Source organism: Corynebacterium neomassiliense (assembly GCF_900626215.1).
Classification (GTDB): Bacteria; Actinomycetota; Actinomycetes; order Mycobacteriales; family Mycobacteriaceae; genus Corynebacterium; species Corynebacterium neomassiliense.
The window spans coordinates 2,211,236-2,225,474 of sequence record NZ_LR131106.1 but is presented as its reverse complement, the minus strand read 5'-3'; the positions used below and the strand labels follow the sequence as shown (position 1 = coordinate 2,225,474).

Annotated in this window: 6 protein-coding genes; all 6 read left to right on the top strand. The window is 66.9% G+C overall.

Translation table 11 applies throughout. The annotated features are described in order from the left end of the window. The first annotated feature begins 213 nt into the window (after nt 1-213). Genes E0E18_RS09765 through E0E18_RS09740 form a run of 6 tightly spaced genes read left to right on the top strand, consistent with a single transcriptional unit; the run spans nt 214 to nt 14,215 of the window. Nucleotides 214-771: a hypothetical protein gene (locus E0E18_RS09765; RefSeq protein WP_130840545.1), complete on the top strand. Its 558-nt coding sequence runs from the start codon at nt 214-216 to the stop codon at nt 769-771. 4 nt (nt 772-775) lie between these two features. Then, on the top strand, nt 776-3,634 hold the full coding sequence (locus tag E0E18_RS09760) for a vWA domain-containing protein (protein WP_130840543.1): 2,859 nt from the start codon (nt 776-778) through the stop codon (nt 3,632-3,634). A 59-nt stretch (nt 3,635-3,693) separates the two neighbouring features. Continuing rightward, nucleotides 3,694-7,296 (top strand): tubulin-like doman-containing protein, encoded by a 3,603-nt coding sequence (locus E0E18_RS09755; RefSeq protein ID WP_130840541.1) that lies wholly within the window; start codon nt 3,694-3,696, stop codon nt 7,294-7,296. Beyond that, complete coding sequence (locus E0E18_RS09750; protein ID WP_130840539.1) at nt 7,297-10,152, top strand: hypothetical protein; 2,856 nt, start codon at nt 7,297-7,299, stop codon at nt 10,150-10,152. 1 nt (nt 10,153) lies between these two features. Next, nucleotides 10,154-12,541: a SaeA-related protein gene (locus E0E18_RS09745; RefSeq protein ID WP_130840537.1), complete on the top strand. Its 2,388-nt coding sequence runs from the start codon at nt 10,154-10,156 to the stop codon at nt 12,539-12,541. Beyond that, nucleotides 12,542-14,215 carry a GAP1-N2 domain-containing protein gene (locus E0E18_RS09740; RefSeq protein ID WP_130840535.1) on the top strand — a complete coding sequence of 558 codons (1,674 nt, stop codon included), beginning with the start codon at nt 12,542-12,544 and terminating at the stop codon, nt 14,213-14,215. The last annotated feature ends 24 nt before the right edge of the window (nt 14,216-14,239 follow it).

The window sequence follows — 14,239 nt, the reverse complement described above, 5'->3', positions numbered from 1 at the left end:
CCGGTCTCATCCCGGGTGCCGGGTCGACTCAGGTGATCCTTCTTCAGACACTGACGCCGGGGACAGCGTTTGCTAAGTTAGTTCTGCCGAATAGACGAACAAAGAGCAGCAATCTGTCACAGATCCTGCTGACGACACGGACAGTGTCGCCCACGACGCCCAGGCACGCTTCACGAGAAAGAACTCCTACACCTCACCCAGGCAGGTCCAACCATGACAAATCCTTTCGGTAGCAGTCCCTCCTCCGGGGGGCAGTCCTGGGGCACCCCGGGACAGTCGCCCTTCAGCTCCGGTCCGGTGCCCTCCAGCGGAGCGTCCGGGGGACCTGCCTCCGATGTCGCAGGCAGCTCACCTGCCGCACCTCCGGTCCGGTTCAGCACCGACAGCCCCGACTTCGGCCCCGGGCAGGACCCTGCGGGACAGATCGTGCCGGTCCTGCCGGCCAGCGGCCCGAAGGGGATCCTGTGGACCGCCGTCGTCACCGCCGTTGCAGGCCTCGTCCTGGGCGGTGCGGCCTTCCTGAGCGGCTCCGCGACCGACAGAATTTTTCTTATTCTCGCGGCCACAGGATGGGTACTCGCCGGGATCGTCACCTTCTTCGTTCTCGGGGTCTACATGAGAAAAGACACGGAACGTCGCGCTGAGAGTTTCTACGTCGCCGATCCCGCACAGTCGAGGATCCGTCAGATGGCCCTGGCGACCGCACTGGTCGGCGTCCTCGTCACAGCGGTGGAGATCGCATTGTGGATCAGCAAGACGGTGGGGGCGTAGACGCATGACAGACCATCTCATTCTCCGGCGCCGGACGCGCCGCATCCTCTCCACCACCTTCACCTCCGCCCTGCTGGCCGGCGCCTCCCTCTGCGGACTTCCCGGGGCAGGAGCGCAGGACACCGGCACGTCCGGCGGCGGCACCACCCTCAGCCAGGAGGGGCAGGAAAACGTCAACGAGCTCGGCGCCTGCCTCGTCGGATCCAGGTCGGCGGACATCCTCCTGATCATGGACGAGTCCGCTTCTCTGAAAGGTTTCAACGCAGAGCCCACCGACAAGGACAATCTCCGGGTAGATGCCGCAAAAGACCTTGTCAGGCAACTCAGCCGACATGCCGACGACCTCGACGCACAGATAAACGTCAAACTCGCCGGATTCGGTGACGGGTACCGCAGCGGTGCGGACAGTTACGGCGGCTGGACACCGGTGAAAGGCCGCCCGGACGCCCTGGACCGTCAGATCGACGGTGCGAAAGACAGGAACAATGACGGGTACACCCGGTACGGGTCCGCCCTCAACGGAGCACTCAAGGAGTTCGCCGGCGCCCCGGACAGCGACGGAGACGGTGGCGGATGCCAGGCGGTGCTCTTCTTCACCGACGGCATGATCACCGACCCTGACGCCGGCCGAAGTACCGCACAGCTCGTGGAGGAGGTGTGCACACCCGGGGGTGCGCTGTCGTCGCTGCGCAACTCCGGTGTCCGCTTTTTCACCGTGGGCCTTCTCCCGGAGAAGGACAGGCAGGCCCCTGAAGAGCTCCTGACCAGGATGGCGGAGCAGAAGGACTGCACCGGGGTTCCGGGGAACGGAGCCTTCTTCAACGCCGGGGATGACCCGGCCGGCCTGCTCGCGGCGTTCCGGAACTTCGTCCCGACCTCCGGCAGTGTCGACGGAACTCTGTCGATGACCGAGCCCCAACGATTCACGCTCGACAATTCGGTCTCCCCCGTCCGTCTTTCCGCCCAGCCCACCTCCACCATCGACGGCACCGTCACCCCGGTGCTCACCTCCCCCTCCGGAGAGAAACTCGAGCTCACCGGAAACGGGACCGCGAAACTGGGGGACGCCGAGGTCACGATGGAGACCACCGACGCAGTCAACGGGATGGTGGACGCCGAGCTCACACTGCCCGACGGCGGTAACTGGGCAGGAGAATGGACTTTCGGATATGACGCCCCGACCGCGGGGGACGCCAGCTACAACGTGAAGGTCCAGCTTCTTCCGGGACTGTCCGTCAGGGTCGACGAACTCACCGACAACGGCGGAAACCGACTGAAGTCCGACGGTGAACTCCACGCGACACTCGTGGACAGGGAGGGAAACCCCCGACACCTCGACGGCACCGCCACAATGACGGCGACCTTCATACCCGACAACGGTGACGCCGTTCCACTGGGCGAGCAACCCACCGGCGACGGCGGCACCGTGGTCTTCCCCCTCGACCAGGTGTCGACCGCGGGGACAGGAACGCTCCAGTTCGCCACCAACATCACCACCAGAGGTGACGGCGGGAAACCAGGAACAGAACTCAGCCCCGTCAGCGCCTCTTTCGCCGCCAGTGTCTCCCCGGTGAACATGCCCTCGGTCGGCACAACGACGCTCACCGTCGACTCCGGTGAGACAACCGTCGACATTCCCGTCACCGGCCCCGGCAAGGTGTGGGTCGAACCCGCGACACTGCAGTCCGGCACCGAGGGCACCAGCCTGCCCGACGGCGTCGGTTCAGTCGACATCTCCTCCCCGAACGCGGGCCCGGATTCCGCGCTCGAACTCGGGGAAGGCGAACAGGGCGTCCTCCCCCTCACCGTGAGGACCCCCCAACTCGCGGACGGCAGGATGTCACTGGCACCGGTGGTCCACCTGGTCTCCGACGACGGAGCAACCGAGGCGGACGTCGTCACACCACTGAAAGGGGACATGACCTCCCCGGTGAACAAAGGGGTGTTCGTGGGAGTCCTCGTCGCAGTACTCCTGGCGACCCTCGTCATCCCCCTGCTCGTGCTCTACGCGATGAAGGCCTACGCAGGCAGGATCCCCGGAAGCCCGGGCATCCACGCCCTGCGGATCCCCGTCGAGGTCAGGAACGGCCGGCTGGTCCGCAGGGACAGGGGCGGCAACTTCGACATCAGCTTCGACGAGCTCGTCACAGACACCCCGCGCACGGTCGCCTCCGGTCGGGACGTGAACCTGGCAGGAGTGCCCGTCCATGTCAGGCTCGGAGCCAACCCGTTGTCGGCTCCCGTCGTCGTGGCGGATGCGTCACCGTCAATCTCCGACGACGGCCACCGGGTCGGGGACAGGGCCAGACTGCCGCTGGCCGTGCACAACCATTGGATCGTCATCCGGACACCAGGGCAGGAACCCGGAGACCTGCGCGGCGATGTCGTCATCGCCGTCGACGAACGCATAACCGGAGAACGGCTGCGGTCCCTGGTCTCGGAGCTCGACGCCAACGGCCCCGAGCGACTCGAGAGGCTGGCAGAAGAAGGTACCGACCCCTCACCGGAGGACAGCAACGGCGCAGGCCTGCCCGGATCCGGCACGGAGAACCGACCCGCCGGGCAACCCGTCACCGGCATGCCCGGCGGTTTCCCCTCCGCCTCACCCTTCGGCGCGTCAACCCCCGCAGGACCTGCCTCGCCCGGTGACACCGCTTTCGGTGCATCACCCTTCGGCCCCGCTTTCGGTGCATCACCCTTCGGCCCCGCCGGCGGTAACCCGCAGGGAACTCCCCCGGCCCAGGGCCCGGAAAACCCCGGGGACAACGGCCCCGGATGGCCATCAGGTCCCGGCCCCTCCGGGTGGCCATCAGGTCCCGGCCCCTCCGGGTGGCCATCAGGTCCCGGCCCCTCCGGAAACTGACAGGTTTTCCTCATCGCACCAGCACAACCACCAGCACAACCACTACCCAAGGAGTTTGCGTGAAGAAGTTCCTCGTCGTCGGCTGCGGCGGATCCGGGGCCAAGACCCAGGCCTACATGATCGACCAGCTCAAAGCTCACCTCCGGTCATTCGACCCCACCCTCACAACACTGCCGAAGGCCTGGCAGTTCGTCAGCGTCGATGTACCCATCGACCCGGAGAAGGGGCCCGACGGCCTCGGAAACGTCCAGGTCAACGGTGGTCGCTACGTCGGAATCGGCTCCAAGGAGCAGTACCGGACCTTTGATTCGGGCATCACCCGGATGCTCGGCGACCGGAAGGCTCTCGGCGAGGTCGCCACCTGGGCTGAACGCCATCCGGAGAACAGGACCACCCCCATCTCGGACGGTGCCGGCCAGTTCCGCGGTCTGGGCAGGATGCTCACCCTCCGCGCGATACCCCGTATCAGGGACGAACTCAAGGCTGCGATGGATGTCCTCGAGGAATCCTCCACCATCAGTGAACTCGACGAGCTCAACCGCAGGATCACCGGTCACCACCAGAGCACCCAGGATTCCTCGCCGGTGATCCTCGTCATCTCGTCCATGGCAGGCGGAGCAGGTGCATCCATGTTCCTGGACGTCTGCCGGATCCTGTCCACCCTTCCGAACGCCAAACCGGAGCACACCGGTGTGTTCATGTACACCCCGGAAGTCTTCGAAAGCCTGCCTGCGGACTCCATGGTCGGCGCGTGGCCCAACGCCCTCGCCATGTTCGGTGAGGCGGTCGCCACCCAGACCGGCACCGCCACAGATTCCGACGTCGCACTCTTCCGTGCCCTGGGCGTCAACGCCGGAGGATCCCGGAACACCTTCGCCCGCCTGTTTCCGATCGGTGCCCGCATGGGCGCCACCGGTGCACGCTTCGGCGACGGATCCCCGGAAACGGTCTACCGCGGCCTCGGACGCTCCCTGGCAGCACTGATGACCTCGGAGAAATCGGCGGAGTCCTTCGTCTCCTACTCCCTGGGGAACACCGGATCCCCCGAAGCCGACCGCAGCCTGCTCGGCTGGGCGAGCACCACGGACATGCCCTGGGACGTCATGCCCTGGGGCTCGATGGGATACGCCCAGCTGTCGATGGGCCGGGACCGCTACGCGGAATACGCGGCCCAACGCCTGGCACGGGCAGCCTTTGACCGGTTGCTGGAGGGACACCTCGACCCCGAGAGCACCGACACCGGTGAGGAACAGCTCAAGAAAAGGCTCCACGAACGCTACCCGAGGATCCTCGACCGGATCGGCCTCGGCGCGGCGATCCTGACCGAACAGCCGAACCAGAACTTCATCGCCCAGTGGGTCAGCTATCTCAGCGGGAACGCCGCCACCCCGGCCGTCGAACAGTCCCGCCGGTGGCTGCGCCAGCGGCTGCCCGCGGCCGAAGGGATGAAGGCGTCCGACTGGGGAAGCCTCGTCAGATCACGCCTGACCGACCCCCGCACCGGCCATGAGGTCTCCACACAGCTCCGGTCGGCCGCCTACTCCTTCGTCTACAGCTTCGCCGACCTGTTCTGCGACCACGTCATCAAGGCAGCGGAGGAGAATCTGGCCTCGGTCGGCCTGCCCTTTGTGGAACAGGTGGTCGGGCAGCTCGGCGACGACATCCTGCAGCGTCTCGTCCGCCCGCTGGCCGATTTCGCCAACGCGAACGCACATGTCGACCCGGTGGCGATGAACGCCCAGGTAGAACAGATGCTGCAGCCTGTGACCGGAAACGGTGCGGTCACCAACGCCGGCCAGATCCTCGACAACATCGCGGCACAGTACCGCAACCAGTTCTTCAACAGCTTCTTTGTCTATGTCGCCGGAAACCTTTACCGGGTACTGGAGGACTTCACGGACAATGTGCTCAAACGTCTGGGCTCCGAACTCTCCGACGCCCACGCCGACCTCGAGCACGCGAACCGGCAGACAGACCCTGACACCAGACTCGCCGACGTCGCCACCGACGATCCCGTCGCCTGGCCCGGTGACCGGGACGAGATGATCAGCGACCGGTTCCGCGGATCCGCCAACGAAATTCTCATCAGCGACGTCGACCATTTCCCCTCCGACTACGAGACCCACATACTCCAGGACGTCAAGGTCTCTGATCCGGAGGTGTTCAGCGCCCGGCAGGCGTCGCTGACAGCCGCCCAGTCGGTCATCCGCGGTTCCTGGCAGACCAACGGTTCCGAAAAGGCGCCGGAGGACACCCTGGCGATGTCGGCGTCCCGCCGCACCGGCGGCAACCGCTGCGGCTGGGTGTCCCGCTACCTGGCGACTCCCCCGAACGGCGGCGACGAGCGTGAATCCCGCCCGGGAACCTTCACGGCGAAGATCCGCCCGGCGGAACTGCTCCGGCGGGCCCGGATGTGGATCCAGCGTCCCGACTACCACTTCCAGCGGTTCATCAGTACCGACCTGCGCAGTTACATGACCCAGGACGAGACCACCAACGACGTGACCTTCGAACGGCGTATGTCCCGTCTGCGGGCCGCGTTCTCCACGGCGCTGGCACAGGCACGTCCCCTGGCCGCTGTCGATTCCGCGATGGTGTCACTGGTGCACAACACCCCGGAGAGCTACCACTACAACTTCTCGGAGATCCCGTTCAAGGCACGCTCGGCCGCGGAGGAGCTCAGGTCAGTACTCAACGGCACCACGAATCTCGACGAGTCCACCCCCGGGGCGCTGGAGTCCGCACTGACCCAGGGGACGAAGATCCGCCACATCGACGTGTTCGGGTCCTACCCGAACTACTCACCGGTGGTGTTCAGCTCCCTGTTCCCCCCGATCGCCAAGGAGTGGGATTCACGCACCAGTCACGACGGGTTCTGGACCCTGCGCCGCAGCCGGCCTCTCGCCGGGGCAGTCCCGCTGTCCAGAGCGGAACGCCAGGCGATGGTGGGCGGATGGATCATCGGCAGCATCACCGGGAGGATCTACATCCAGGACCAGGGGCAACCCACCGCCCACGCCCACGTCTACGACGACGAGGCACAGGAGTGGGTGTCTTTCCCGCACCCGCTGCTCACCCCTCCGTCGCAGTTCAGGGCCCAGCTGGACTGGATGCCGGCGATCATCGAGTCGGTGCTGCTGGCCTACGCGAACATCCAGAACCAGGACGCCCAGGGCCGGCTGGCACAGTCCCTGCGTCCGTACCACCTGCTGCGGGGACTCTTCGACGACAGTCCGTCCGGGCCGACGACCGGGGTGACCAGGCACCCGTCGGTCTCCCGCATCGCGGCATTCCTGCGGACCGGCGAGCGCCCCGGCCAGCCGGTCGCGGGCACCTCCGTCGACGACCGGTACCAGCTGTTCCTCTCACAGCTTGACCAGGCGTCGAAGAACGCCGACATCTTCCTTCCCGGTGCCGGTTCCGGACTTCCCGGAGCACAGTCCGGGGACAAGCCGTGGGCGGAGGTGGCGGACCGCGGTCACGCCTCCTCCATGCCCTTCTACCGGGATCTCGCCCCGGACGTGCGCGACATGGTGAAGGTGCTGAAAGACAGTCTCTCCAGCGCCCGGACCGAAGCCGAACACCCGGACTCGTCGGGGACACTCCTGCCGGGGGTGGGAGCCGAAACTCCCTTCCCGGACCTGGGGACGGGGGTGATCTAGATGTCGGACCGTACCTTGCCCGCCGTCATCTTCTTCGGTCACGGACCCGTCGCCGACCAGGTCCGTCGCAGTCTCACGGACCTGGCGACAATGGGGCTGACGGACCGGTTCTTCTGGATCGACCCCCGTCTCCCCACCACCGCCGCCTCCGTGCGGCTGATCTGCACGGAGCCCTCGGTCATCACCCTGGACGCCGCACTCCGGTCCATCACCGGGTCGGTCCTGCTGGTGGCGCTCGACGTCACCGACGACAGTACCCCCGGCACCCCCGGCCTCGACTTCGCCTCCGTGGAGAAGTGGACCGCTGACATCGACGCCCGACTGTTCGGGAAACGGGCCCGTGTGCGGGTCATCCTGCCTCGTCTCCCCAGGACAGTCACCGCACCTGTCCCGAATCCTTCCTGGCCTGCTGCGGTGGCACTGGCCCCCGAGGATTCCAGGGCTCCGATGACCACCCTGCAGCCCGTGCTGAGGGAGGGGGATCCCACGGCGGTGGCGCGGACCGCGGCACCCGCCCTCTGCGGACTCACCGGCTTGTGGGGCAGTGCGACCGTCTGCCCGCTGCTGGATGATGAAGGACGCCCGATCTCCACCGGCGACATCGACCAGGTCAGACTTGCCCGGTCCTTCCACCGGATTGTCGACGCCTCCGCGGTGGAGGACGAGCTCCGCCGGGACGCCACCGACATCCGGCGACAGCTGCCTCAGCCGGTGATGAAGGACGGCCGGCAGCTCGGGTACATCGGTGCCGGTTCCGGCGTCCCCGAGGACATGGCCGACCGGCTCGTCGAGCAGTACCGGAACTCGCTGGAGTCACCTCTGCAGCCCGAGGTCAGTGCCCGGTCCAGCAGTGTGGTCTGGTACAGGGCCCTGGCGGGGTTCCTCCGGAAGTATTTCTCCGAGGGGTTGGGCAGTCCCCGGAGCTGGGCCAGGGCCGCTGTCGCGGCGGCGCACAGCTCTGCGGCGGGGATTGTCCAGGGAAATCTCTACGGCAAGGACTCGCCGGTGCGTGTCATCGCGGACCCCGCCGAGAGTCCGGGAAGGGACCTGTCACTGGACCAGATGGCCCAGGAGTCCCACCGGTTCCAGAAGGCACTCGGCTCCGGTATCCGGGTCGGGGCGGATCCGCAGTTGGCCGACATGTGGAACGGGTACCGGAATGTCGCCCTGACCCTCGTCGACGGTGCCGAACGTGAACAGGGCACGCTGGAAGCTCCCCGGGACGCGTACGGGAACCGGCGGATCGTGGAGCAGGGCTGGCAGTCGGTCCCTGACGTCGACGACTCCTTCCGCGGCTTCCACCCCCTGCTCGGGCAACGCCTCGGCATGACCGAGAGCGAGGCGACGATCGAACCTTTCGACGCCCGCAAGGCCGCGGACTACGAACAGGGTCTCAACTTCGTGGTGGGGCAGACCCAGGAGCCGACTGTCCGCCAGCTCCAGCAGAGTTTCCTGGAATGGAAGAAGGTGGCGTCCCGCAGCTACGCCTGGCACACGGGCGAGAACATCAGCGCTCTCATTGCCGCGTCCCGTCAGACGGTGACGACCCAGGTCACCCGGCTCGACGAGTACAGGAGAAGGCTCGGTGAACTGCAGGGACGTGACACCGAGAAGGCGCGTCACCGGCACCGCAGGAACACTCTGTGGCATCTCGGTCTCGAGGTGCTCCTCATCGCGTTCGTCGTCCTGTCCGTGGTGATCCATGAGAAGCCGGAATGGCAGCCCGACTGGTACGCCGGATTCGACTACCGGTGGGGACTTCTCTGGCTCGTGGTCGGGTCCCTGGCGCTCATGGTCTCCCACATGAACTCCTTCGCCACCGCCCGCCGGGGAATCGAGAAATACCTGCATGACAGGCATCTCGCCGAGGAGAATGCGCGGATCGCGGACATCAACGTCCGCACGGCCATGACAAATCTCGAACGCCAGATCGGTGCCTACCGTCAGCTGCTCTCCTGGTCCACACTGCTGGGCCGGGCGATCTCGCGGCCACTGGGCCGTGACCTGTCCCGCGGCTCCTCCCTGAGGACGCCGCAGTCCGGGCTTCCCCTGTCCACCGGGATAGGCAGGTCGGTGATCAGCGGAGACCGGCAGGTTCCGCTGGTGACTCTGGTCCGCCGGGAGATGTTCCCGCCGCAGTGGGCCGACCGGGCCCTCGACACCCTTCTCGCCGACACCGCCGCAAGTGTCGAACAGCACCGAGGCATCCGCCCGCCGGCACTGAGCCAGCTGGCCAGCCAGTCCGGTGCAGGTACCGGCTCCTCCCTCGATCTTCTGAGCGGATGGGCGGTGGGACCGGAGATGGAGAACCGGGACCGTACCCGGGAACACTGGGCCCGGGTCCTGAGCTCCCCGAACTCGGCCAGGGCACTGTCACAGATGGTGGACACGGTGACTTTCTTCGACAACGGCGTCGAAAAGCAGACGACCAAGGACGAGTTCCTGGCGATCCTCGACCACGGGGACGCCACCGCCGGATCCTTCCTCATGGATGCGGTTGATCCGGTCGCCTCCGGCAGTCGTGCCACCGAGACCGATCCGGTGGTCTGCCGGCTCGACCGGTCCGACAACGGCGGAGACCCGACGCAGACCGGGACCCTGACGCGGTCCGCCACCCTCACCCAGTTCGGACGGGTCATGTCACTGCGCAACCTGGCGGCCGATGCCGCTGATGCGGTGTCCGCTGCCCGACTCTTCCCGGGCACGGCGGATCGTGCGGCCGGCGGGGACAACCCGGCGGCATCATTCCCGGGGTCGTTCCCGGAGCCTCAACCCGGGTCCTCCCCGGACTCCGGCGGCCGGCGACCCGACCCCTTCCCCCTGCCCGAGTTCCCCGGCGGAGATTCCCTGATCTGAGATGGACACACCGAACCAGCCCGGCAGTTGCGCGTCCCTGGGACTTCCCCTGGACACGGTGCGCCGCCTCGCCGTTCTCCCCACCCCGACCCGTGACAGCGTCATCGCCGCACTTCCCGGGGAGATGCACGGGAGAGCCGACGACATCCTGACCCTCCTCTCCGGCAGAACGGTCCTGCTCCCCGACGTGCCGGACAACAGTCACGGGGGCAGGCATGTGTCCGGCGGTGTGTCCTCCGGGGATGCAGCAGAACCAGGTGCCGCCGCAGGGCAGGGAGACGCCACCACCGAAGTATCCGACGACCACGAGGACAGTGAGGACAGTACTGTGCCGAACTCCGGGAAACTTTCACTCAGCGAACAACTGATGGCCCTGCACACCGGAGGAACCGGCGCCACGGTCGACCCGGACGACTTCGAGACCAACCCGATTGTCAGGGAGGTCTTCACCCACCTGGACGCCACCTACGACTACCAGGATCCGGAGGGGTTCAGCTCCCCCGACTCAGTCCATGTCACCATTGAGACGGAGGGGCGGCCCGCCGGTGATGACGCGGACGCCGACGCCTCCGCCGAATCCGTCCTGGTCACCTGGAAGCCCCTGCCGGGCCGCCCCAGGGACACCACCCTGTACCGGGTCATCGCGGCGGACCGCGAGGTGGACAGGGCTCCGGGGGCGGGACATGAACTGGTGATCACCCACGGCACCGCCTTCCGGGACACACGCCCCGCCACGAGCGGTTTCCGGCATTACATGGTGTGGGCGTACACCTGGGACGACGGCATCGAGAATATCTACCAGGCGCCCGCCCTGTTCCTCGGCGAGGATGTCGCCATCTTCCCTCCGCGAAACTTCAAGCTCGCAGAGTCAGGCGGGATAGTCACCGGTTCCTGGGACTCACTGCCCGGTCACGCCGAAGTGCGCGTCTACCATGCCCGCAAGGACTACCCGGGCAGGCTCAACGATTCCGGGAACCAGCTCACCAGCGGCCTGGAGCAGTCAGGTTTCACCCACCGGGTGTCCACACGGGGTCTGACATACCTGTTCAGTCTCGCTCCGGTCGTCAGTTTCCGGGGCAGGTCCCGGACCGGTGCGCAGACACCTCCGTTGGAGAAGCAGGTCAGTGCCGAGATCCAGAAAGTCACGCTCACCACTGCCGAACCAGTGTCCGCGGAGGGTGAGGACAGCATCATGCTCTCCTGGCAGGCACCGCCGACGGGAACCGTCCGCATCTACCTCACTGACAGTGCCCCCAACCCGGAGCTGACCCTGCAGGCGATCGACAAGGACTACATCGACGACGATGACGCCCTGGGCACCACCGACAGGATCGTCGACGACGACACCGCACCGGGTCAGGCGGTTCTGCGGAAACTGGTGTGGCCGGCGGGCTGGCACCAGGTGTACGCCACCCCGGTGAACATCGTCGAGGAGAGGGCGTGGGTCGGCGAGAGTGCGGTACTGCAGAAGGTGGACACTCTCCGCGATCCCCGACTGATCGAGCGTGTGTCCAGCCAGCTGGTGACCTTCGACTGGCCCGGCGGTGCCGACTTCGTCGACATCACGACGACCCAGCAGACGGTCCGTCTCGAGGAGACCGCATACCGGAGACAGGGCGGGGTCAGGCTGAACCTGCTGAACTCCGGGGAACGCATCAGCCTCATGCCGAAGGCGATCTACGACGGCGAGGAGAAGGAGGCCGACGAGGCTGCGGTCATCGACTACCCGGGACTGCGGACCTTCTCCTACGACCTTGACTACACCGAGTCCGGCCTGCTGCTGAAGATCTGGTCACTGGGCTACCCCGACGCCAATGCCCCGCATTTCCGGCTGGTGTACCGTCCTGACCGGCTTCCTCTGGCCCTCAGCGACGGAGAACCCGTGACCTGCATGAAGTATGTCCGCGCACAACAGCAGGAGGTCACGCCCTCCCCTGACATCTACCAGGCGACTCTTCCGGGTTTCGCGGGGAACACTGCGGTCGCCCCGACCGGTGACGGTACCTGGCTGGGGGAGGACGCCACGGGCGAGGCACTCTGGTGGGTCGACAACCGTAACCTGCGCGGAGGGTATCTGCGTCTCTTCATCGACGACCGGTACGGTGCCGGGGCCGGAGGGCACAGCCGGGAGGATGACGGCCAGTCCACGACCTGGGGCACGGTCGGTGCCGGGGTCACCGCCTCAGCTTTCGGCGGTGCCCTCCACGCCGCCGCCGAGCCGCCGACCGGTCACGGTGGCGGCACCGGTGGCAGTGCCGGTGACGGTGCCGGGGTAGCTGCCAGTGCCCGCTCCGGGTGGACCTCGTCGGACATTCCGGCCGTGATCATCGAGGGTGAGGTCGCGGGGAGACTGACGGTCCCCCGTGCCGACTGGAACGGGGCGGTCTAGATGTCCGGTTCATTCACATACGCTTCGTTCTCCCCGACATCCACCAGACCGGGCGGGTGGGGCATCGGCCACCGCACCGGGGATGTCCCCGACATGTTCACCGCCGAGATCATCCCCCTGGTCCCGACCCGTATCAGCGGGGACTCCGCCCTGCCGACATTCCCGAACCGGATCGAACTTGCACGCAGGGTGAGGAGGTTCGCCTGGATCCCGGCTCCGTGGGATCCGTTGGAGACCGGGGTCTTCCTCGCGTCTGCGGCGGCGGGCCAGGATTCCTCCGGCCGGACCGGCAATGTCTTCACCGGCGCGTTCATCACCGATTCCGGGGCACTGCCCACCGTGGACGCCGCGCCACTGATGTACTCCCCGTCCGTCCCGGCACCCTATGGAAAGAACAAGGTGGACGCCGCGGTCGTACCGGCTTTCGGCGACCTGGAACGGGGGGCGGTGCTCACGGACGAGGTCGTCGACAGGTTCCTGTCCCCTGACATCTCCGACGGCCCCGGGGAAACTGCCTTTCCCCCGGAGTTGAGCACGGTCGGCGACCACCGTGGCCCGGTGCCCCGTACCGGGATTCTCGAGTTCCTGAGGTCCCGGATCTGCGATGGCGGTCAGGTGGTCCTGGTGACCGACCCTTCGGAGGGACCGCTGTGGGTGGCGGCACTGTCCCGGTGTGTGCCCCGCTCCCTTCCCGGCGACCGCACCTTCACCTGGTCGACGTACGAGCGCGCGAGCGGAGTTTCCGCTGTCCTTGCCCTCGGCACATCGTTCTGCCTGGTGGCGGCTGAAGACAGGGACCAGCTGCAGCCGGGGGCAGGTGTGACCGTCGTGGATTCCGGGTCCCCCCTGCCCTCGTCCCCCGCTGCGGCGGCCTCACCTTCCGCCCCGCCGGCCACGGCTCCGGATCCGGGCCGGAACCTGTCACAGGCCCCGGAATCCCGCAACTGGACCTCCGCATCCTGGGAGCGACGGCCGACCGATCCGTTCCCGGCCGCTGCCCCGACGTCACATGAGTCCGGTTTCTCCGACAGGGCTGTTCCAGGGTCCGGTGCTCCGGTGAATCCCTTCCCTCCTGCGCACCCGCCCCGCCCGGCGCCTGCCCAGGCGGGATACCATGCAGACACCGGAACAGTGGCAACGCCACCGGAATCTGACTCCCCGTGGGGAACGGGGAACAGGAACCCGGTCGATCAGCGGGACAGTACGTGTGCGCTGCTACGGTCAGTGCTCCAGCTGTCGCCGAAGGACGAGGAGTTCATCAGGACGGCGACCCTGGATGAATGGGACGCAGAGATCAACAATATCGATGACAGGGGGAGAACGCCTCCCCGGCAGGCCCCGAAGAAGGCCGAGTACTACCTCTTCCTCGATCCTGCCGATGAACTGGGTCGACTGGCCAGGGTGAGGGTGCTGTCCCTGCTGTCCAACGGTGACAGCTTCATTCCGGCACGGTTGCCGGAATGGACCTTTGACCGGGTCCCCGTCCCCGAGCGGGAGGGACTGGTTGCCGAGGCCGCCGCCTTCTTCCGGTCCTCCCGGACCCCGGAGATGGTCCCGACAGGGCCCGTGACCTTCCAGAACCTGACCTCCCCCCTGCTGCGGCACCTGGCTGAGGAGGTCCGGCGCCGGAATGTTGACGCCCACGACCGGCACTACCGCAGTTACGACCGCTGACCCTTCACCACGACCAAAAGGACG